This window comes from Solibacillus sp. FSL K6-1781 (genome assembly GCF_038630735.1).
Classification (GTDB): Bacteria; Bacillota; Bacilli; order Bacillales_A; family Planococcaceae; genus Solibacillus; species Solibacillus silvestris.
In genome coordinates, this window is the sequence record NZ_CP152038.1 from 3,020,890 (window position 1) to 3,040,000 (window position 19,111).

The following is a 19,111-nucleotide window of genomic DNA, read 5'->3' on the forward strand; positions in this document are numbered from 1 at the left end:
TACTAATTACCAACTTTATTCAATCAAAAATAAACAGCATTTTCCTCTATGGGGAAAATGCTGTTTTTACTTTGTATAAAATAAGGTTTTCCCTTATTAATTTTGTTTCCTAGTTCTGTCCAGACTTCTTACTTTCTTGGCGTTTCATCCAATCACATAAGTTTTTCACAGTGTCACGGTTCAAGTTTGGAGGATAGTGATGCTTTAATCCGGATGAGAACCATGTCTCAACAGATTTTCCTTCCTTTTTTAAGTACTGCTCTAGTTTATAGGCATGCTCAATATCCACATGCTGATCTTCTGTACCATGAATAATGAGTACCGGAGTTTGAAGTTTTTCGATTTCAAGTAGTGGTGTCCGGTCATCATAGTTTTCCGGTACTTTATTTGGTGTACCGCCAACAATCCTTTTCAAGCCGCGCCGCATATCCACCCGCTCCCAATATGTTGCTGTCGCATCCGATACACCTGCCCATGTTACGAGCGATTTAATATCATCACGTAAAATCGCTGTCCACAATACCATTAATCCACCACGGGAAAAACCATACAAATTCACTTTGTCCACTTGAATAAACTGCTTCAGTACTTCTATACCGTTAATTGCATCATAACGGTCATCACCAGCAAATTCATCCTTACCCTCTCCCCCGCGATTTCCGCGATAGTACGGAGCAAATACTACAAAGCCTTGCATCGCAAATTGGGCAATACGTGCCGGTCTCACCATACCGATTGATTGGAGCCCCCCACGCAAATATAAAAGCGCTTCATATGTACCAGCCGCTTTGGGACGTGCCAATAATCCTTTTACACGCAGGCCTTGTGACCAATACGTAATTTCATCTAATCGGATATGGGGATTCGGTGATGGGTAATTGCGTATCGAAAAAATCTTACCATTGTCGTTCATGATTTTTCACTTCCTGCAACATCTTTTTCATTCCTGCATCCCGCATATAGAAACTTAAATTCGGCTGCTTCCACAAATCCTCTTCTGTCAGCCATAACATGCCTTCTGTTTCATAATCTCCTGTAAAAGGTTCAATGTCCTTTACTTTGGCAGTAAAAACCGCTTTGCAAAAGGGAATGTCATCATGCACGATGTAGTAGGCAAACCATTTTACATCTTCTATTACAACATTTGCTTCTTCATAAACTTCACGGATAGCCGCTTGGTATAATGTCTCTCCAGGCTCCTGCTTGCCTCCGGGAAACTCAACACCACGACGGTGATGAATCGTACATAACCATTTCCCTTCATATTGTACAAGGGCCAATACATGCTTCGGTTCAACTTCGAAAGGACCTTCATCAAATCTTAAATCTACTTTTAAATTATTTTCATCGATAAATGTAAACATCTTTTCGCTCAACTCCTCTTATTAGTGTAACGAACAGATGTCTACGGTTCAATCAAATCGCCTAATTATCGAGTAAAGTATGGTAGTTGCTCGACGAACTTTTTCGCTTCCTCGTCTCCAAATTCATGTATCAGGGCATATACCTTTTTAAGTCGGTGGTCGATTTCATGATTTAATCTGTCCAAATGATATGGAATAAACGGCATATGTGCACGGAAAGCATTTGACGCTTCTAGATGTTGCATCTGATCGAACAGCTTCATAAATACACGGGCCTTTTGCGGTTCCATTTTTAAAACAAATTCATACGAAGATCCAGGATGCAAATTGCATGTTAAATTGGCAACGGATACATAAACATTATTTTTTTCCATTATTCTCACCTCATATTTAAGGTGGACTGCAATAAAATCATTTATACATCGGAAGCATATATCGTGCAGTCATTCCATCAAATGATCAATAAAAAAACGACCCCAAAACGGAGTCGTTTTATACAATATTAGTTGCCTAAATAAGCATTTAACATCCATGTATGCTTTTCAAGGCTTTGGAATTGAGCATTCAGTAAATCCTCTGTACGGTCATCGCCTTCTTCTGAAGCTGTTTCCATTGCCTTATTTAAAGCTCCCATAATTGTTTTGAAGTCTTCGATTAATCTAGAAACCATTTCCTCTGTTTCTTCTTTTCCTGAAGCCTCTTCAATTAGAGAAAGCTCTAAATGTTCCTTTAATGTTGCTACAGGCTTGCCGCCCTTCGTTAAAATACGTTCTGCAATTTCATCTAAATTTAAAGTTACTTCGTTGTAAAGCTCTTCAAATTTGACGTGTAATGTAAAGAATGATGGTCCGTTTACATACCAGTGGTAATTATGTAACTTCGTGTACATTACCGACCATGTTGCTACTAAATCATTTAATTGTGTGTTTAATTGTTTCTTTGCCATTTGTCCTTCACCTCATAAATTATATTTAAAACTTCGATAACGAAATTTTAATCCTGATATAAAATCTTTCTATTGCTTATATTTTTAGAAATGTATCATTGCTTGTATTATATCCGTTATCCGACTTCTTAAAACATTTAGTTCAATCAATCTTCACACTCACCGCAGTTTTTTCCTGTAAAATGGAAAGATGAGGTGAAAAAAATGAGCTTACCTATTGTATTGATTATTATCTTAACGATAATGAGTATTTTTGCATTCTCTATTATTTTACTTGCCCGGAAAAACAGCGTATCATTAAAGCAAACCGTTGATTCCAAACCAATTCGGACTTATAAAAATGGAGAGCAAAATCAGGAATGAAAAAACTATTTATAGGATTAATTCGTCTTTACCAAAAATATATTTCGCCTATGACGCCACCATCTTGCCGGTTCCACCCGACTTGTTCGAGCTATGGAATTGAAGCAATTCAAAAACATGGTGCAATAAAAGGATCGATCATGACGCTCATTCGAATCATAAAATGTCAGCCGCTTCATCCTGGTGGCTTCGATCCTGTTCCAGAAAAATGGCCTTCGAAAAAAAAATAACTTTCGAAGGCTTTTTTTATTGTTTTTTTTTATTAAATCCTGTATGATTTAAAATGTTCAAAAATACAAATCGTAATAATTACTATTTAAGGAGATTCAATTAATGAAAAAATGGTTTTCAATCATTTCGATGTTTACACTTGTTTTATTATTAGCTGCCTGCAATGCAGATGATACGAAAAAAGACACAAACGAATCACAGCAAAAGGAAGATGCCCTTTCTGTTTATACAACCGTTTACCCATTGCAGTATTTCACGGAACAAATCGGTGGAGAGTTTGTTGATGTTTCTTCCATTTATCCTGCAGGTGCAAATGAACATTCGTTTGAACCAACTCAAAAAGATATGATGGCGTTAGCAGATGCAGATTTATTTTTCTACATTGGTCTTGGTTTAGAAGGTTTTGTTGAAAATGCGCAAAAGACTTTGGCAAATGAAGACGTAAAATTAGTTGCTACTGCTGCCAATGTAACGGAAGATCAGCTTCATATTTCCACAGGACATACACACGCTGAGCATGAGGAGCATGAGGAACATGATGACCACGGACATGAAGAAGAACACGCACACGAAGAACACGATGCCCATGTATGGTTATCCCCAATTATTTCACAGCAGTTAGCTTTAACGATTAAAGATGAACTAGTTAAAGCCTTACCGGAACACGAAGCAACATTCAATTCAAACTACGAGCAATTAGTAACAGATCTTGCGGCATTGCACTCAGACTTTGAAGAAATGGCTGCAACTACTACGAAAAAAACATTCTTTGTATCGCATGCAGCATTCGGCTACATTGCGGGACATTACGGCTTCAATCAAGTACCTGTAGCTGGTTTAAATTCGCAAAGTGAGCCTTCACAAAAGGAATTAACGGCAATAGTTGATTTAGCAAATAAAGAAAATATCCAGTATATTTTCTTTGAACAAAACGTTTCTTCAAAATTAACGGAAATTATTCAAAAGGAAGTTAATGCAGAAACGTTAACATTGCATAATTTAAGTGTTTTAACGAAGGAAGATATCCAAAACAATGAAGACTACTTTACGTTAATGCGTAAAAATATGGATGTTCTCAAGCAAGCTTTGAGCAATTAATTATATAAAAAGGTCCAAGCATAATGAATGCTTGGACCTTCTTTATCTCCTCATCACTCTTCCAGCAGTTGCATCAACTTTCTTCTTAGCAGTTTATTGGAACCGCTTCGAGGTAAATGACTGACGAAGTGAACATGTTTCGGAACTTTATAATTTGCTAAGTGCTGTTTGCAAAATCCAATGATTTCTTGATCTGTCATCTGTTCTTTTGCAACAATAAAGGCAACAGGGACTTGCCCCCATTTGTCATGCTCCATACCGCAAACACCCGCCTCTTTTACGTTCGGGTGACCGAGCAATAAATTTTCAATTTCAGCCGGATAAATATTTTCTCCGCCTGAAATAATTAAATCACTGCGACGATCAACGACAAATAGATACCCTTGTTCATCCAAATAACCAACATCTCCTGTATGAAGCCAGCCATTGATGGTTGTCGGTTTGTCTTTAAAGCGGCCAATATATTTCGGCGTGACATGAGGTCCGCGGATTAATATTTCACCAATGGACTCCCCGTCTTTTGCATCAATTTTAATTTCATTGAAAAACAGCGGCTTACCGGCAGATCCGATATGTGTCATTGCATCCTCGTTTGCCAGTGTAGCGGTTTGCGAAGACGTTTCTGTCATACCGTAAGTTTGGGCAACACGCAAGTCCAGTTCTTCTGAACGTTTTAAATAATCGATCGGTACTGGACCGCCACCTGCTAATGCGACTGTGAAATTGGGATGTGCTTTTTTACCAGCCTGCTCCATTTCGGAAAGTATATTTTCGAGGATGACCGAAACGACTGACATTTTCGTAACGGTACCTTCCATAATTTCCTGTGCACATTTTTTAGCATCAAATTTTTCATATAAACGTATTTTCATCCCATATAGCAATGAACGGACGACAATCGAAAAACCACTTATATGAAAAATTGGAACAGTACAAAGCCATGTATCCTTCTCTGAAATGCCTAAATTCAATGCTGAGCTGATTGCACTTGAACTATGGTTTGAAACGGTTTGGCAAACTCCCTTCGGAAATCCGGTCGTCCCGGATGTATACATAATCGTCAGAGCAAAATCCTCATTCCACTGTGCTGCAATATCATATTCAGACTCCGTTGTCTTATAAAGCTTCGAAAATGGGATGATTCGGTCATCATCAGGAAGTTTGACAAGCTCTTCATCTGCGACTAATATCGCATCTACTTCAGCATCTTCAACTTGATACGAAAGCTCCTGCTTTGCCAATCTGCCATTCAGCAGTACCATTTCGCATTGTGCTTGCATACATGCATACAGCAGTTCGATTAAAGGCGGTGTAGATGGTGCTAAAATAGCCACCCGTTTTCCATTCGTTAAACGTAGTGTATTTAATTTATAAGCTAACCTAACAGACTGTAAATAAAGCTCGTTAAACGTCCATTGCTCGTCATGAAAGCTCAGTGCAACCCGATTCGGTGTTAAATAGGCTCGTTGCTTGATCCAGTTTGGCTGCATCCTTTTTCCCTCCTATCGTAAAGAAAAGGGATGTCCAAAGTTTTCGGACATCCCTTTTGAATTATTATAACGAACAAATCAAGGGAAACGTGGGAATTGACCGAAGTCTGGTTTACGTTTCTCTTTAAATGCATCGCGGCCTTCTTTTGCTTCATCTGTTGTGTAGTATAGAAGTGTCGCATCACCAGCAAGTTGTTGGATACCAGCTAAGCCGTCTGTATCTGCATTCATTGCAGCTTTTAAGAAACGTAATGCTGTTGGAGACATTTCAAGCATCTCTTCACACCATTTTACTGTTTCATCTTCTAATTGCTCATATGGTACTACTGTGTTTACTAAGCCCATTTCAAGTGCTTGCTGCGCATCGTATTGACGGCATAAGTACCAGATTTCACGAGCTTTTTTGTGTCCTACGATACGTGCTAAGTAACCTGAGCCGTAACCAGCATCGAATGAACCGACTTTAGGTCCTGTTTGACCGAAACGTGCATTTTCTGCAGCGATTGTTAAGTCACATACAACGTGCAATACGTGCCCGCCGCCGATTGCATAACCTGCTACCATCGCTACAACCGGTTTAGGAATTTTACGGATTAACGTTTGTAAGTCTAATACGTTTAAGCGAGGAATTTGGTCATCGCCTACATAACCGCCATGACCGCGTACTTTTTGGTCGCCGCCAGAGCAGAATGCATGCTCGCCCTCACCTGTTAGAATAATTACACCAACACGCTCATCATCACGAGCACGTGTGAATGCATCGATCATTTCCGCTGTTGTTTTTGGACGGAAAGCGTTGCGAACTTCTGGACGGTTAATCGTAATTTTTGCGATCCCGTTATAATATTCATACTTAATATCTTCGTAAGTATGTAAAGATGTCCATAGACGTTGCTTTGTCATATATTTTGCCTCCTATTTCGGTTATGAAATCGTTTCCTTTACTATTGTAGCAAACTTTGTCGGATTTTCCACATGAATTGCGTGGCCAACTGCTGGAATTATAAGATGATTTGCTTTTTTCATATACTCTTGCATTTCAATGTTTAATTGAATGAATTTTCCATCAAGCTGTCCGGTAACAAGTGTCACAGGCATCGTTAATGTATTAAGCTTACCCCAAAGTTCCGGCATTACACCTGTCCCCATCCCGCGCAGACTGTTTGCAAGACCGATTTCACTTTGCTGCATTCGCTCTGTTCGAATTTCCTGCTGTACTACTGCAGGAAGACTTTTTTGAGAAGCAAATAGCGGTATATTTTCCCACTTGGTTACGAATGATTCAATCCCATTCGCGAGTATCTTTTCAGCGAGTGTATCATCCGCCTGCTTTCGTATACTACGCTCCTGGTCATCTTTTAAACCCGGAGAAGCACTTTCCAACAGTAAATGCTCGATTGCAGCCGGGTAGCGAACTGCATAGCTTAATGCTACACGCCCCCCCATCGAATAGCCTACCAGCGAGAAAGTATCAAGCTGTAAGTGATGGAAAAGTTCATGCAGCAGTTCCACTTGAAAATCCATAGAGTAAAATTCAACAGTAGCCGGTGCCGCTGTTTTACCGTGTCCGATTAAATCAACGGCAATACATCTGATGTTTGACGGCAGTTGCGAAACTATCTTTTTCCAAGTATTTGTGCTCCCAGTAAAACCGTGGAGAAATACAATTGTCTGAGTTGCCTGTTCATTCCACTGTTCTATATTTACATCCTGGCCTTTTACAGTGAATCGAGCCATTGTTCCATCACCTCATGAATACGCGCCCATAACTCACGGTGCTGCTTTACATTCTCATCACGATCTGTGAAAGCTTCGATTAGTTTAATCGGTGTTTGTTTATCTGCTATTAATGCATTCTTAAATTGTTCCAATGATGTGGCTTTTTCGTAATCCAGCTCATACATTTTGGCCATTTGTTCAAATGTCAATGCAGTCGGTGTACCGAAGAGATCTTCATAATGCTCTTCTACCTTCGATTGCGGTAAATAAGAGAAAATGCCGCCACCGTCATTATTCATGACAATTACCGTTAAATCACATTCCTGATAACGGCTTGCAACAAATGCATTTGCATCATGTAAAAATGCCAGATCACCAATTAATAAATACGTTTTGCGGTTTTTGCGACCATTACTGAAACCAAGTGCTGTAGATGTTACCCCATCAATTCCATTTGCTCCGCGGTTTGCAAAAATTTGAACAGGGCGATTTTGTGTAAGTAAAAACGTATCAATATCACGTATTGGCATACTGCTGCTGACATAAATGTCGGCGTCTTCCTCAATACTTGTCAGGAATGCCTGTACCATTGCTCCTTCATCATCAGCAAATTGACTGTACTTTTCAATGACATCAGCTGCAAGTAAATCTGCCATTTTCCAAAATTGAACGTACGCCATTTCTGCTTGAGAATTTGCTAATTTCAGCTCCGATAGCCATTCTCCAGGTAACGCATGAATGAAATGTGTCGACATATGAGTAGAATCTCTAAACATCGGATCTTCATCGATAACAATATAGCTTTGCGGATTTGCCTGTACGATAAACTGCATTAAAAATTTTGATACAGGCTGTGCACCGAATCGAATGACCGTTTGTGGTCGGACATTTCTTTTGAAGCGTTCATTTTTCATCAATGTATCATATGTAGAAATCGCATATATTTGGCAATCTTCCGGTATTTCTGTGCGCAGGTTCGATAAGCTTTCAATCATTACCGGCCATTTCACTTCACGAATAAAATCCCATAAATATTCTGTGTTCGTTCCTAGCGGCAATTCCCCTACAATCAGAATTCCTGTCGTTGTTTGTTCGATGATTGCTGTCAGCTCTGCCACCGCTTGTTTAGCAGGCTGAAGCTCATTTGTATAGCTTTTAATAAAGCTTGAAACCGGCAATTTATCGGTAAAGTCAATGATTAGCGGTTCACGGAACGGTATATTTAGATGAACAGGTCCAAACGGTGCGGTCGTTGCAATGTTTACCGCACGCACTGTGTGTCGTTCGATAAACGGAATCGTTTGCGGTGCCTCATCCGGAATCGGGAATTCTGCCGACCATTTAACATTATCGCCGTATAGCCGTACTTGATTGATCGTCTGTGGTGCTCCTACTTCGCGCAATTCATGCGGACGGTCTGCTGTTAAAACAATTAACGGTACACGTGCATATTTTGCTTCGACAATGGCAGGATAGTAATTGGCCGCTGCTGTTCCTGATGTACATACAAGCACGACTGGTTTCGCAGTTGATTTAGCTAAGCCTAGCGCGTAAAAGGCTGCCGCTCTTTCATCGACTTGACGATGCATTACAATTTCCTTTGTCGAGGCAAATGCATAGGCAAGCGGTGTAGAGCGAGAGCCGGGACTTACGACAACCTGCTCTACACCAGAAGCTACTAACGCTGACACAATTGTATAAACATATTTGGATAGTACTTCACGTTCATTCATGTAATTGGCCTCCTAAAGCTCGAAGCATTGGACGGAATTTAACGAGTGTCTCTTCATATTCCGATTGTGCTTCCGAATCTTCGACAATTCCTCCGCCTGCATATAAATACGCTTTATCCTGTACTAATGCTGCCGAGCGAATCGCTACCGCAAACTCGCCATTTCCGTCAGCATCGAGCCAGCCGATTGGCGCTGCATACAGCCCTCGGTTCATCGGTTCATATGTCCGGATTATTTCCATTGCCTGTTCACGCGGAACTCCGCCTAAAGCAGGTGTTGGATGCAAATGTTTCACAAGCTGCAAAATTGTTGCATCTTCATTTAACTGTCCTTCAACAGGTGTATATAAATGCTGAATATCACGGATTTTTAATAACTTCGGTCCATGAGGTACCTTTACTTTTGAACAATTCTTTTTGAAGGTATCAGTAATCATCTCAACAACATAGTGATGCTCACCAAGGTTCTTCAAATCGCTCAGCAACGTTCTTCCAAGTTCCTCATCGGCTTCAGCTGTTGTTCCGCGCTTAATCGAACCTGCCACACATGAAGAATAGGCACGTCCGTTGTCTACCTTTACTAACCGTTCCGGTGATGCGCCGTAAAACAGTAAGTCACCATGCTCTAAGCCAAACAAATAACTTTCTGGCTGCTCATGTACGACATGCGACAAAATTTGCGGAGAAGTGATCGTTTCCTTAAATTGCAATGCTAAAGATCGTGCAATGACAACCTTTTGCGCTTCATTTGCTTTGATTAAGCTCGTTACCTTATTGATGGAATTCAAATATTCCTGCTTATACGGTTCCATATAGCTTGTCATCGTCGGCTTCGCATAAGTTTTAACTTCCTTCACTTGGGCTGCATGAATAAGCTCGTCACGTTCTTTACGAAGTGCTTCAAACGTTGTTGCGCTGTTTTCCTCGTCCGTAATATAGTTTATTGTGACATAAGCTTTATCATTGCGAATAACTAACTGATGTGTTGCGACAGTAAAGTAGCTTTGCGGGAAGTTTGTCCATTCTGCTGAAACTTCATTTTGCGGATCAAAAGTAAAGCCGCCAAAAAGGATTGGCTGCAGATGCTGATCTTCCTCTATTATCTGACTCGTCAGTTTCTTCCATTCATGTTCTACTAAATCGAAACGAGCGTCAGACGCATTGTTTGCAATTGTATAGGCATGTCCTAAACCAACCAATGTAAATGTTTTTTCACGATTTTGCCAGTAGTTTCGTTTTCCTTTATATTTCGATTCGCCTGCCGCAAAAAATGCCAATGCGGACAAACGGCTTACTTCGATTGTTTCCATATAAAAAATTTGCTTTGAATTTGAGCCTACTTCTATTTCAGTGGCGTTGTACCACTTGTGTTGCATGAAAATTCCCTCCGTCATGTTGCAAATTCACTAAGTATGATGCAAGTATAGCGTTATTTTAATACGTGCCTGAATTTTTATATAATTTGCTCATTTTTTTTGCGTTCGCACTGTAAATAATACCTACCTATCATAACATTTTTCGAGCAAACGTTACATGTATTGTCCCTTCACTCTGTTCAATTTGTTTTATTTGCATTACAATAGTTTAGATAATTGTATTTAGTTAGGAGCGTTTTTTTATGACAAAAGTCGTTGAAGCGGACAAGGGATTTAAAGTTTGGTGGCATTTAACACGTCCCCACACATTAACAGCTTCATTTGTACCGGTATTATTAGGTACGTCGATGGCACTTTCAATAAATCATGAAACAGTTCATTTTGGCTTATTTTTTGCAATGCTGATTGCCAGTATGCTAATACAGGCTGCAACAAATATGTTCAATGAATATTATGATTATAAACTTGGCCTGGATAATGAAAACTCCGTCGGTATTGGTGGCACAATCGTCCGACATGGTGTAGCACCAAAAACAATTATGGCTATTGCGCTAAGCTTTTATGGCATTGCAATGCTATTAGGTGTTTACATATGTGCCATGACATCCTGGTGGCTAGTTGCTGTCGGACTTGTATGTATGCTGATTGGCTATTTGTATACTGGAGGACCGTACCCGATTGCTTATTCACCATTCGGGGAGTTAGTTTCAGGGGCAGTAATGGGTATGGGTATTGTTCTAATTGCCTTCTTTATTCAAACAGGTGATGTGACAGCTGATGCTGTAATTATCTCTGTGCCGAGTATGATTCTAGTTGGGGCAATCATGCTTTCTAATAATATCCGGGATATTGTAGGAGATACTGAAGGCGGGCGTAAAACAATGGCTATATTGGTTGGCCGACATAACGCTGTTACAGTACTTGCTGGTTTCTTTATTGTTTCGTATATTTGGATTGCTGGCCTTGTAATTCTAGGTCATTTGACACCATGGGCACTGCTTGTATTATTAAGTGTGAAAAAACCGATTGAAGCGATTAAATTATTCAGAGCAAAAGAAAAACCGCTCGAAGTAATGCCGGCCATGAAATATACAGCCCAAACAAACACGATTTTCGGTTTCTTGTTGGCTGTTGGTTTATTAGTTTCATATTTCATTTAAAACTAAAAGAGGTATGTTGAATAATCAACATACCTCTTTTACTATTCCATAACCTCATCAACATGATCAATACATGTTAAAGCTGTCGGAATTGCTTCTAAACGCTCAAAAGGAATCTCTTTCCCGCATACGATACATTCCCCGTATGTGCCTTCATCCATTGCATTTAAAGCTGTTTGAATTCTTTCAATTTCATCTTCTTTCAATTCATTTAGTGTTTTTTCGGTAACAATTGTCGTTAAATCGGTCGCTGCATCTGCTGGATGATTGTCAACTGCAGTTATTTCTGTATCTTCAACAGCTGGTTCTTCATTAACATGCTCCTGCAAAGTTGCAAGCTCCTCTTCTAAAATACTACGTAAATGGTGTAATTGATTGATATCCATATAAAATCCCCCTTTTTCCATTAATAAAATATTACCTATATGAGGATTTTTAAACATCTTTTCTTATTTATTTGCTGCATAAGCAACGATTACATCATGCAAAAATTGTGTAGCACCTTGCCCTACCCGGTCATCATAGTAAGCAGTAAACCGTTCATCACTCAAATACATTTGTGCAAGGCCTATATGTGCTTCCTTTGTATATTTTGCCCACGAAAAGCTTAGCCAGCGTTTATGAAGTTCCGCTGCTTCCATCGCAACCACTGAAAATTCATCTCCGGACGCCATTGCTTCTTTTAATCGTTCAAACAGTTGTTGTTCCAATTGCTGCATTGCATTATATTGCTCTTCAGTCATCTCTTTAAATTTTTTATTGCTCGCTTCCACTTTAGCTTCACCGTATTTATTACGTATTTCCTCACCGTAGCTCTTTTCATTTTCTTCGATTAGATTGTTTTTAAACACGTCAAATTTCTGCTCATTTGTCATCTTAAGTTCCCCTTCCATCGTTTGGATTGTTTGTTCTATCGTTTTCAGTAAGTCATCAATATGTCGTCTTTTCTTTAGTAATAGCTCGGATTGTTTTTTTAGCTCTTCTTTTACTTCATAATCTGGATGATCGAGCAGTTTTTTTATTTCCTCTAACTTAAAATCCAGCTCCCGGTAAAAAAGTATTTGCTGTAACCGGTCAATATCTTTTTGACTATATTTTCGGTAGCCATTTTCTGCAATCGTAGAAGGCATCAGCAAACCGATTTCATCGTAATATCGTAGTGTGCGTGCACTCACACCAGATAGCTTGACTAGTTCGTTTATTAACAATTGATCACCTCCTAATTAGTACTATAAAGGTTGACGTAACGTGAAGGTCAATAGATATTATAAAAAAAGAAGCTAACCTAAGTTTTTTCAGGTTGCTTCAATTAATATCTTTTCCAATCTCGGGATAAACTCGTGCAAATAGCTTTCAGGTAATGCTGACATTTGTTCTAATCCGATCTGTTTCACTTCATAATGACGTATATCATTTTCGTATTTATAACCGGATACTTCAATTTCCTTTATTTTATGATTCGCAAGCAATATAAACTGTTTTAAGTTAGCAGAGTATATACCATCCAGTTCTTCTCTTTGAATTGAAAACTTCTCAAGACCGCCTGTTAATTCATAAACAAATACATTTGCAAACTCATAATCCTTTATTTTTTCATTATCTATACTGTACGGAATGACTCCAAGTGACGTTAATTGCGAAAACATGACCTTAACCCCTACTTCTTCCTCTAATTCGCGTATACCATCTTCAATCGTCTCCGTTGCCAGTATATGACCAGCTGCCGTAATATCAAATTGGTTTGGATAATCCTTTTTATTTTTGCTACGCAGCTGTAAATAAATACGCCATTCAGAATCTACTTTTTCAATAATCCAGCAATGAAACACTTCATGCCAATAACCTTTTGCATGAACGAGATGACGTTGTTCAATGCCCGTTTCCTTATAAAATTGATCAAATACTTTTAAACGTTCATTCATAAGCTCTTCTCCCTTTTATACAAAAAAACGCCAAGTACATTGTAACAGTACTTAGCGTTTTACGTCTTCCTATGTATGACCCGTACGGGATTCGAACCCGTGTTACCGCCGTGAAAGGGCGGTGTCTTAACCACTTGACCAACGGGCCGATGGCGGAGACAGAGGGATTTGAACCCTCGCGCCGCTTACGCGACCTACACCCTTAGCAGGGGCGCCTCTTCAGCCTCTTGAGTATGTCCCCAAAAATAGAAAAATGGCTCCGAAGGCAGGACTCGAACCTGCGACCTGCCGGTTAACAGCCGGATGCTCTACCAACTGAGCTACTTCGGAATAATACTATGGTGGGCCTAAATGGACTCGAACCATCGACCTCACGCTTATCAGGCGTGCGCTCTAACCAGCTGAGCTATAGGCCCTATTTAAAAACTGGAGCGGGTGATCGGAATCGAACCGACAACATCAGCTTGGAAGGCTGAGGTTTTACCACTAAACTACACCCGCATATGGTGGGTTTGGACGGAATCGAACCGCCGACACTTAGAGCTTCAATCTAATGCTCTACCAACTGAGCTACAAACCCACAAATGGCGGTCCCGACCGGGATCGAACCGGCGATCTCCTGCGTGACAGGCAGGCATGTTAACCGCTACACCACGGGACCATTTGGTTGCGGGGGCAGGACTTGAACCTGCGACCTTCGGGTTATGAGCCCGACGAGCTACCACTGCTCCACCCCGCGATAATATTATGTTTGAACCTGTTTTAAGTACCCAGTTTGTAAAAATGGAGGAGGTAGAGGGATTCGAACCCCCGCGCGGTGTTACCCGCCTGTCGGTTTTCAAGACCGATCCCTTCAGCCAGACTTGGGTATACCTCCGTTATATTTAATACGTTAACTGGTGGACCTTACAGGACTCGAACCTGTGACCGGACGGTTATGAGCCGTCTGCTCTAACCAACTGAGCTAAAGGTCCTTTAAGATGGCGGCAGAGGGAGTCGAACCCACGACCTTTCGGGTATGAACCGAGTGCTCTAGCCAACTGAGCTACACCGCCAGGATCTTTATTTTGGTTACAAATTATGGTGGAGCCTAGCGGGATCGAACCGCTGACCTCCTGCGTGCAAGGCAGGCGCTCTCCCAGCTGAGCTAAGGCCCCATAAATGATGGTCGGAATGACAGGATTCGAACCTACGACCCCTTGGTCCCAAACCAAGTGCTCTACCAAGCTGAGCTACATTCCGAAATAATATGGCGCGCCCGGCAGGAGTCGAACCCACAACCTTCTGATCCGTAGTCAGACGCTCTATCCAATTGAGCTACGGGCGCATATGTTTATTTAAAAGATGGTGCCGAGGGCCGGAATCGAACCGGCACGGTGATCACTCACCGCAGGATTTTAAGTCCTGTGCGTCTGCCAGTTCCGCCACCCCGGCATTTTTTGGAGCGGAAGACGAGGTTCGAACTCGCGACCCCCACCTTGGCAAGGTGGTGTTCTACCACTGAACTACTTCCGCAAAATGCTTAAGATATTTTTACTCTGACAGTAATATGAAATTAAATGGTGCGGGTGAAGGGAGTCGAACCCCCACGCCTTGCGGCGCTAGATCCTAAGTCTAGTGCGTCTGCCAATTCCGCCACACCCGCTAAGCAGTATATAAACTGGTGAGCCATGAAGGACTCGAACCTTCGACCCTCTGATTAAAAGTCAGATGCTCTACCAACTGAGCTAATGGCTCTCTAAATGGTGCCGGCGAAAGGAGTCGAACCCTCGACCTACTGATTACAAGTCAGTTGCTCTACCAACTGAGCTACACCGGCATTTAGAAATGGTGGAGGATGACGGGCTCGAACCGCCGACCCCCTGCTTGTAAGGCAGGTGCTCTCCCAGCTGAGCTAATCCTCCAATGGGTATTTGCTGATTACACTTTCGTAACCGCATGTCCTATCTCTTAAGGACAAGATTTATATTATCATTACTTTTTTTATAATGCAATACCTTTTTTGAAATTATTTTTAAAAAATATATTATTTTCTATTTTTTCCATGAACCAACTGAGATTGCTCATGAAAACGTTTACTAAGTATAACGAAATTCTAATATGTTTGTCTAATTTTATCAAGACTTGTTTTTAATATTTATAAATCATTCTGATATAATTATTAATATTACTTATAAATATCAAGTGTTTTAGAATATACGACTACTTATTTATACATTTTATATACTGAAGCTGTCAAGAAAATGTCCGTACTTTTATCATTATTTTTTTTAAGTATTGATATAATGTACATTTTATTTATTTCCACCTATTGGTTTCTCAATATAGTCTTTATCTTTATGTTATTTTCATCATTTTTATTATTCTATAATAATTATTTCCGTGTTTAAATACGCTTAGAATTGCGCTATTTCATTAAATGATTTTGATGCATACCGCAGCCTTATTGGGATTACACGATTCGGCCGTTAAATCCTTGTTATTTCACCTTTAAATTGCTTTTTACCATGTTTTTTAATGAACCGGGGATTTGATACCTCTATTTGAATTAATGATGGGAAATCCGATTAAAAAGCCCTCTAACATAGTGTCAACTAAACTTCTTGCATGCTCACAATCGACCTTCATTAAATAACCGGTAAATCTCTGCTTTCTTTTTCGCTCCTGCCTACTATCTTGTTCTCCCTTAATCCATGTTCCCTTCAACATAGTGATCGAGGATGTATGCTTTTTCACGCAGTATCAATAAAACAATATAATCTTAAAGTAGATTCCGTTTGTGGGTTAATTGAATAAAAATATTTCAACACAGTTTTTTTATCTTTATTATAAGACAGCATAATATTGTGTAAGAAATTTCATCCCTTAAATTTAGCAGCATTGTTTATTATCTTAAGAGAGCTTTTACCGCAACAAAAAAACGCCAAGTACATTGTAACAGTACTTGGCGTTTTTTGTCTTCCTATGTATGACCCGTACGGGATTCGAACCCGTGTTACCGCCGTGAAAGGGCGGTGTCTTAACCACTTGACCAACGGGCCGATGGCGGAGACAGAGGGATTTGAACCCTCGCGCCGCTTACGCGACCTACACCCTTAGCAGGGGCGCCTCTTCAGCCTCTTGAGTATGTCCCCAAAAATAGAAAAATGGCTCCGAAGGCAGGACTCGAACCTGCGACCTGCCGGTTAACAGCCGGATGCTCTACCAACTGAGCTACTTCGGAATAATACTATGGTGGGCCTAAATGGACTCGAACCATCGACCTCACGCTTATCAGGCGTGCGCTCTAACCAGCTGAGCTATAGGCCCTATTTAAAAACTGGAGCGGGTGATCGGAATCGAACCGACAACATCAGCTTGGAAGGCTGAGGTTTTACCACTAAACTACACCCGCATATGGTGGGTTTGGACGGAATCGAACCGCCGACACTTAGAGCTTCAATCTAATGCTCTACCAACTGAGCTACAAACCCACAAATGGCGGTCCCGACCGGGATCGAACCGGCGATCTCCTGCGTGACAGGCAGGCATGTTAACCGCTACACCACGGGACCATTTGGTTGCGGGGGCAGGACTTGAACCTGCGACCTTCGGGTTATGAGCCCGACGAGCTACCACTGCTCCACCCCGCGATAATATTATGTTTGAACCTGTTTTAAGTACCCAGTTTGTAAAAATGGAGGAGGTAGAGGGATTCGAACCCCCGCGCGGTGTTACCCGCCTGTCGGTTTTCAAGACCGATCCCTTCAGCCAGACTTGGGTATACCTCCGTTATATTTAATACGTTAACTGGTGGACCTTACAGGACTCGAACCTGTGACCGGACGGTTATGAGCCGTCTGCTCTAACCAACTGAGCTAAAGGTCCTTTAAGATGGCGGCAGAGGGAGTCGAACCCACGACCTTTCGGGTATGAACCGAGTGCTCTAGCCAACTGAGCTACACCGCCAGGATCTTTATTTTGGTTACAAATTATGGTGGAGCCTAGCGGGATCGAACCGCTGACCTCCTGCGTGCAAGGCAGGCGCTCTCCCAGCTGAGCTAAGGCCCCATAAATGATGGTCGGAATGACAGGATTCGAACCTACGACCCCTTGGTCCCAAACCAAGTGCTCTACCAAGCTGAGCTACATTCCGAAATAATATGGCGCGCCCGGCAGGAGTCGAACCCACAACCTTCTGATCCGTAGTCAGACGCTCTATCCAATTGAGCTACGGGCGCATATGTTTATTTAAAAGATGGTGCCGAGGGCCGGAATCGAACCGGCACGGTGATCACTCACCGCAGGATTTTAAGTCCTGTGCGTCTGCCAGTTCCGCCACCCCGGCATTTTTTGGAGCGGAAGACGAGGTTCGAACTCGCGACCCCCACCTTGGCAAGGTGGTGTTCTACCACTGAACTACTTCCGCAAAATGCTTAAGATATTTTTACTCTGACAGTAATATGAAATTAAATGGTGCGGGTGAAGGGAGTCGAACCCCCACGCCTTGCGGCGCTAGATCCTAAGTCTAGTGCGTCTGCCAATTCCGCCACACCCGCTAAGCAGTATATAAACTGGTGAGCCATGAAGGACTCGAACCTTCGACCCTCTGATTAAAAGTCAGATGCTCTACCAACTGAGCTAATGGCTCTCTAAATGGTGCCGGCGAAAGGAGTCGAACCCTCGACCTACTGATTACAAGTCAGTTGCTCTACCAACTGAGCTACACCGGCATTTAGAAATGGTGGAGGATGACGGGCTCGAACCGCCGACCCCCTGCTTGTAAGGCAGGTGCTCTCCCAGCTGAGCTAATCCTCCAATATTCTAGCGAAGCGACGTCCTACTCTCACAGGGGGAAGCCCCCAACTACCATCGGCGCTAAAGAGCTTAACTTCCGTGTTCGGTATGGGAACGGGTGTGACCTCTTTGCCATCATCACTTCACTATAGTGGGCTTTAAATAAGCCTATGTAAAAGAATTTCATTCTTTCAAAACTGGATAAACGTTTCATTGAATTTGTGCAATAAAATGTGGTTAAGTCCTCGACCGATTAGTATTCGTCAGCTGCATGCGTCACCGCACTTCCACCTCGAACCTATCTACCTGATCGTCTTTCAGGGGTCTTACTTACTTGCGTAATGGGAAATCTCATCTTGAGGGGGGCTTCATGCTTAGATGCTTTCAGCACTTATCCCGTCCATACATAGCTACCCAGCGATGCCTTTGGCAAGACAACTGGTACACCAGCGGTATGTCCATCCCGGTCCTCTCGTACTAAGGACAGCTCCTCTCAAATTTCCTACGCCCACGACGGATAGGGACCGAACTGTCTCACGACGTTCTGAACCCAGCTCGCGTACCGCTTTAATGGGCGAACAGCCCAACCCTTGGGACCGACTACAGCCCCAGGATGCGATGAGCCGACATCGAGGTGCCAAACCTCCCCGTCGATGTGGACTCTTGGGGGAGATAAGCCTGTTATCCCCGGGGTAGCTTTTATCCGTTGAGCGATGGCCCTTCCATGCGGAACCACCGGATCACTAAGCCCGTCTTTCGACCCTGCTCGACTTGTAGGTCTCGCAGTCAAGCTCCCTTATGCCTTTACACTCTACGAATGATTTCCAACCATTCTGAGGGAACCTTTGGGCGCCTCCGTTACTCTTTAGGAGGCGACCGCCCCAGTCAAACTGTCCGCCTGACACTGTCTCCTACCCCGCTAAGGGGCATGGGT

General features: G+C 41.9%; 16 protein-coding genes, 40 tRNA genes and 2 rRNA genes (1 of these 58 cut by a window edge). 4 read left to right on the top strand and 54 right to left on the bottom strand.

Annotated features, from left to right (window positions below; translation table 11 throughout):
- Window positions 1-109 precede the first annotated feature (109 nt).
- From MHH37_RS15045 to MHH37_RS15060, 4 genes are all read right to left on the bottom strand, one after another.
- Complete coding sequence (locus MHH37_RS15045; RefSeq protein ID WP_342573659.1) at window positions 110-913, bottom strand: prolyl oligopeptidase family serine peptidase; 804 nt, start codon at window positions 911-913, stop codon at window positions 110-112.
- Window positions 897-1,364 carry an NUDIX domain-containing protein gene (locus MHH37_RS15050; protein WP_342573660.1) on the bottom strand — a complete coding sequence of 156 codons (468 nt, stop codon included), beginning with the start codon at window positions 1,362-1,364 and terminating at the stop codon, window positions 897-899. Before MHH37_RS15050 ends, MHH37_RS15045 begins: the two co-directional genes overlap by 17 nt.
- Before the next feature lie 65 nt (window positions 1,365-1,429).
- Window positions 1,430-1,738: a transposase gene (locus MHH37_RS15055; protein ID WP_342573661.1), complete on the bottom strand. Its 309-nt coding sequence runs from the start codon at window positions 1,736-1,738 to the stop codon at window positions 1,430-1,432.
- A gap of 128 nt (window positions 1,739-1,866) precedes the next feature.
- A complete protein-coding gene (locus MHH37_RS15060) occupies window positions 1,867-2,310 on the bottom strand; it encodes a DNA starvation/stationary phase protection protein (protein ID WP_065215474.1) in 444 nt (147 codons plus the stop codon).
- Window positions 2,311-2,514: 204 nt separating this feature from the next.
- Between MHH37_RS15060 and MHH37_RS15065 the strand changes: the two genes are divergently transcribed.
- From MHH37_RS15065 to MHH37_RS15075, 3 genes are all read left to right on the top strand, one after another.
- Window positions 2,515-2,673, top strand: coding sequence for a hypothetical protein (locus MHH37_RS15065; RefSeq protein ID WP_342573662.1), 159 nt, complete (start codon window positions 2,515-2,517; stop codon window positions 2,671-2,673).
- Window positions 2,670-2,903, top strand: a complete 234-nt coding sequence (gene yidD / locus MHH37_RS15070) for a membrane protein insertion efficiency factor YidD (protein ID WP_061550145.1) — start codon at window positions 2,670-2,672, stop codon at window positions 2,901-2,903. Before MHH37_RS15065 ends, yidD begins: the two co-directional genes overlap by 4 nt.
- Window positions 2,904-3,006: 103 nt before the next feature.
- Window positions 3,007-4,002: a zinc ABC transporter substrate-binding protein gene (locus tag MHH37_RS15075; protein WP_342573663.1), complete on the top strand. Its 996-nt coding sequence runs from the start codon at window positions 3,007-3,009 to the stop codon at window positions 4,000-4,002.
- 53 nt (window positions 4,003-4,055) lie between these two features.
- Here MHH37_RS15075 and MHH37_RS15080 read toward each other — a convergent pair whose 3' ends face one another.
- From MHH37_RS15080 to MHH37_RS15100, 5 genes are all read right to left on the bottom strand, one after another.
- The gene (locus tag MHH37_RS15080) at window positions 4,056-5,492 is read right to left on the bottom strand and encodes an o-succinylbenzoate--CoA ligase (RefSeq protein ID WP_342573664.1); all 1,437 of its coding nucleotides are present in this window, start codon (window positions 5,490-5,492) and stop codon (window positions 4,056-4,058) included.
- Between the two features lie 78 nt (window positions 5,493-5,570).
- A complete protein-coding gene (gene menB, locus MHH37_RS15085; protein ID WP_008408141.1) occupies window positions 5,571-6,395 on the bottom strand; it encodes a 1,4-dihydroxy-2-naphthoyl-CoA synthase in 825 nt (274 codons plus the stop codon).
- A 21-nt stretch (window positions 6,396-6,416) separates the two neighbouring features.
- Window positions 6,417-7,229 (bottom strand): 2-succinyl-6-hydroxy-2,4-cyclohexadiene-1-carboxylate synthase, encoded by an 813-nt coding sequence (gene menH / locus MHH37_RS15090; RefSeq protein ID WP_342573665.1) that lies wholly within the window; start codon window positions 7,227-7,229, stop codon window positions 6,417-6,419.
- Entirely contained in the window at window positions 7,211-8,944 is a 1,734-nt protein-coding gene (gene menD, locus MHH37_RS15095) for a 2-succinyl-5-enolpyruvyl-6-hydroxy-3-cyclohexene-1-carboxylic-acid synthase (protein ID WP_008408139.1), read from the bottom strand. The genes menH and menD overlap by 19 nt, the downstream gene beginning before the upstream one ends.
- On the bottom strand, window positions 8,937-10,319 hold the full coding sequence (locus MHH37_RS15100; protein ID WP_065215468.1) for an isochorismate synthase: 1,383 nt from the start codon (window positions 10,317-10,319) through the stop codon (window positions 8,937-8,939). Before MHH37_RS15100 ends, menD begins: the two co-directional genes overlap by 8 nt.
- 242 nt (window positions 10,320-10,561) lie before the next feature.
- On the opposite strand from MHH37_RS15100, the gene MHH37_RS15105 reads away from it, so the two are divergent.
- Complete coding sequence (locus MHH37_RS15105; RefSeq protein WP_008408137.1) at window positions 10,562-11,479, top strand: 1,4-dihydroxy-2-naphthoate polyprenyltransferase; 918 nt, start codon at window positions 10,562-10,564, stop codon at window positions 11,477-11,479.
- A gap of 41 nt (window positions 11,480-11,520) precedes the next feature.
- Here MHH37_RS15105 and MHH37_RS15110 read toward each other — a convergent pair whose 3' ends face one another.
- The 45 genes from MHH37_RS15110 to MHH37_RS15330 all read right to left on the bottom strand — a co-directional run.
- Window positions 11,521-11,865, bottom strand: coding sequence for a TraR/DksA C4-type zinc finger protein (locus MHH37_RS15110; protein WP_008408136.1), 345 nt, complete (start codon window positions 11,863-11,865; stop codon window positions 11,521-11,523).
- A gap of 63 nt (window positions 11,866-11,928) precedes the next feature.
- On the bottom strand, window positions 11,929-12,687 hold the full coding sequence (locus tag MHH37_RS15115; protein WP_342573666.1) for a MerR family transcriptional regulator: 759 nt from the start codon (window positions 12,685-12,687) through the stop codon (window positions 11,929-11,931).
- Between the two features lie 87 nt (window positions 12,688-12,774).
- Entirely contained in the window at window positions 12,775-13,401 is a 627-nt protein-coding gene (locus MHH37_RS15120) for an NUDIX domain-containing protein (RefSeq protein ID WP_342573667.1), read from the bottom strand.
- Window positions 13,402-13,477: 76 nt separating this feature from the next.
- Window positions 13,478-13,549, bottom strand: a tRNA-Glu gene (locus tag MHH37_RS15125).
- A gap of 2 nt (window positions 13,550-13,551) precedes the next feature.
- Window positions 13,552-13,642: transfer RNA gene (locus MHH37_RS15130), tRNA-Ser, on the bottom strand.
- 13 nt (window positions 13,643-13,655) lie between these two features.
- Window positions 13,656-13,731, bottom strand: a tRNA-Asn gene (locus MHH37_RS15135).
- A 9-nt stretch (window positions 13,732-13,740) separates the two neighbouring features.
- Window positions 13,741-13,817, bottom strand: a tRNA-Ile gene (locus MHH37_RS15140).
- Between the two features lie 11 nt (window positions 13,818-13,828).
- Window positions 13,829-13,902 (bottom strand) — tRNA-Gly (locus tag MHH37_RS15145).
- A 3-nt stretch (window positions 13,903-13,905) separates the two neighbouring features.
- Window positions 13,906-13,981: transfer RNA gene (locus tag MHH37_RS15150), tRNA-Phe, on the bottom strand.
- Window positions 13,982-13,986: 5 nt separating this feature from the next.
- Window positions 13,987-14,062, bottom strand: a tRNA-Asp gene (locus MHH37_RS15155).
- Between the two features lie 3 nt (window positions 14,063-14,065).
- Window positions 14,066-14,140 (bottom strand) — tRNA-Met (locus tag MHH37_RS15160).
- 45 nt (window positions 14,141-14,185) lie between these two features.
- Window positions 14,186-14,278, bottom strand: a tRNA-Ser gene (locus tag MHH37_RS15165).
- Window positions 14,279-14,298: 20 nt separating this feature from the next.
- Window positions 14,299-14,375: transfer RNA gene (locus tag MHH37_RS15170), tRNA-Ile, on the bottom strand.
- Between the two features lie 7 nt (window positions 14,376-14,382).
- Window positions 14,383-14,456: transfer RNA gene (locus MHH37_RS15175), tRNA-Met, on the bottom strand.
- Window positions 14,457-14,482: 26 nt separating this feature from the next.
- Window positions 14,483-14,558 (bottom strand) — tRNA-Ala (locus MHH37_RS15180).
- Window positions 14,559-14,566: 8 nt separating this feature from the next.
- Window positions 14,567-14,643: transfer RNA gene (locus tag MHH37_RS15185), tRNA-Pro, on the bottom strand.
- Between the two features lie 8 nt (window positions 14,644-14,651).
- Window positions 14,652-14,728, bottom strand: a tRNA-Arg gene (locus tag MHH37_RS15190).
- 18 nt (window positions 14,729-14,746) lie between these two features.
- Window positions 14,747-14,835 (bottom strand) — tRNA-Leu (locus MHH37_RS15195).
- A gap of 6 nt (window positions 14,836-14,841) precedes the next feature.
- A tRNA-Gly gene (locus tag MHH37_RS15200) sits at window positions 14,842-14,916 on the bottom strand.
- A gap of 45 nt (window positions 14,917-14,961) precedes the next feature.
- Window positions 14,962-15,046 (bottom strand) — tRNA-Leu (locus MHH37_RS15205).
- Window positions 15,047-15,062: 16 nt separating this feature from the next.
- A tRNA-Lys gene (locus tag MHH37_RS15210) sits at window positions 15,063-15,138 on the bottom strand.
- Between the two features lie 6 nt (window positions 15,139-15,144).
- Window positions 15,145-15,220: transfer RNA gene (locus MHH37_RS15215), tRNA-Thr, on the bottom strand.
- Between the two features lie 9 nt (window positions 15,221-15,229).
- Window positions 15,230-15,305 (bottom strand) — tRNA-Val (locus tag MHH37_RS15220).
- 1,065 nt (window positions 15,306-16,370) lie between these two features.
- Window positions 16,371-16,442, bottom strand: a tRNA-Glu gene (locus MHH37_RS15225).
- A 2-nt stretch (window positions 16,443-16,444) separates the two neighbouring features.
- A tRNA-Ser gene (locus tag MHH37_RS15230) sits at window positions 16,445-16,535 on the bottom strand.
- A gap of 13 nt (window positions 16,536-16,548) precedes the next feature.
- Window positions 16,549-16,624 (bottom strand) — tRNA-Asn (locus MHH37_RS15235).
- A 9-nt stretch (window positions 16,625-16,633) separates the two neighbouring features.
- Window positions 16,634-16,710 (bottom strand) — tRNA-Ile (locus MHH37_RS15240).
- A gap of 11 nt (window positions 16,711-16,721) precedes the next feature.
- Window positions 16,722-16,795 (bottom strand) — tRNA-Gly (locus tag MHH37_RS15245).
- A 3-nt stretch (window positions 16,796-16,798) separates the two neighbouring features.
- A tRNA-Phe gene (locus MHH37_RS15250) sits at window positions 16,799-16,874 on the bottom strand.
- A gap of 5 nt (window positions 16,875-16,879) precedes the next feature.
- A tRNA-Asp gene (locus MHH37_RS15255) sits at window positions 16,880-16,955 on the bottom strand.
- 3 nt (window positions 16,956-16,958) lie between these two features.
- Window positions 16,959-17,033, bottom strand: a tRNA-Met gene (locus MHH37_RS15260).
- A gap of 45 nt (window positions 17,034-17,078) precedes the next feature.
- A tRNA-Ser gene (locus tag MHH37_RS15265) sits at window positions 17,079-17,171 on the bottom strand.
- A 20-nt stretch (window positions 17,172-17,191) separates the two neighbouring features.
- A tRNA-Ile gene (locus tag MHH37_RS15270) sits at window positions 17,192-17,268 on the bottom strand.
- Between the two features lie 7 nt (window positions 17,269-17,275).
- A tRNA-Met gene (locus MHH37_RS15275) sits at window positions 17,276-17,349 on the bottom strand.
- Window positions 17,350-17,375: 26 nt separating this feature from the next.
- A tRNA-Ala gene (locus MHH37_RS15280) sits at window positions 17,376-17,451 on the bottom strand.
- Window positions 17,452-17,459: 8 nt separating this feature from the next.
- Window positions 17,460-17,536: transfer RNA gene (locus MHH37_RS15285), tRNA-Pro, on the bottom strand.
- A gap of 8 nt (window positions 17,537-17,544) precedes the next feature.
- Window positions 17,545-17,621, bottom strand: a tRNA-Arg gene (locus MHH37_RS15290).
- 18 nt (window positions 17,622-17,639) lie between these two features.
- Window positions 17,640-17,728, bottom strand: a tRNA-Leu gene (locus MHH37_RS15295).
- Window positions 17,729-17,734: 6 nt separating this feature from the next.
- Window positions 17,735-17,809 (bottom strand) — tRNA-Gly (locus MHH37_RS15300).
- A 45-nt stretch (window positions 17,810-17,854) separates the two neighbouring features.
- Window positions 17,855-17,939, bottom strand: a tRNA-Leu gene (locus tag MHH37_RS15305).
- Window positions 17,940-17,955: 16 nt separating this feature from the next.
- Window positions 17,956-18,031 (bottom strand) — tRNA-Lys (locus tag MHH37_RS15310).
- A gap of 6 nt (window positions 18,032-18,037) precedes the next feature.
- Window positions 18,038-18,113 (bottom strand) — tRNA-Thr (locus tag MHH37_RS15315).
- Window positions 18,114-18,122: 9 nt separating this feature from the next.
- A tRNA-Val gene (locus tag MHH37_RS15320) sits at window positions 18,123-18,198 on the bottom strand.
- Window positions 18,199-18,207: 9 nt separating this feature from the next.
- Window positions 18,208-18,323 (bottom strand): 5S ribosomal RNA (gene rrf / locus MHH37_RS15325).
- A gap of 87 nt (window positions 18,324-18,410) precedes the next feature.
- Window positions 18,411-19,111 (bottom strand): 23S ribosomal RNA (locus MHH37_RS15330); it runs 2,228 nt beyond the window's last position.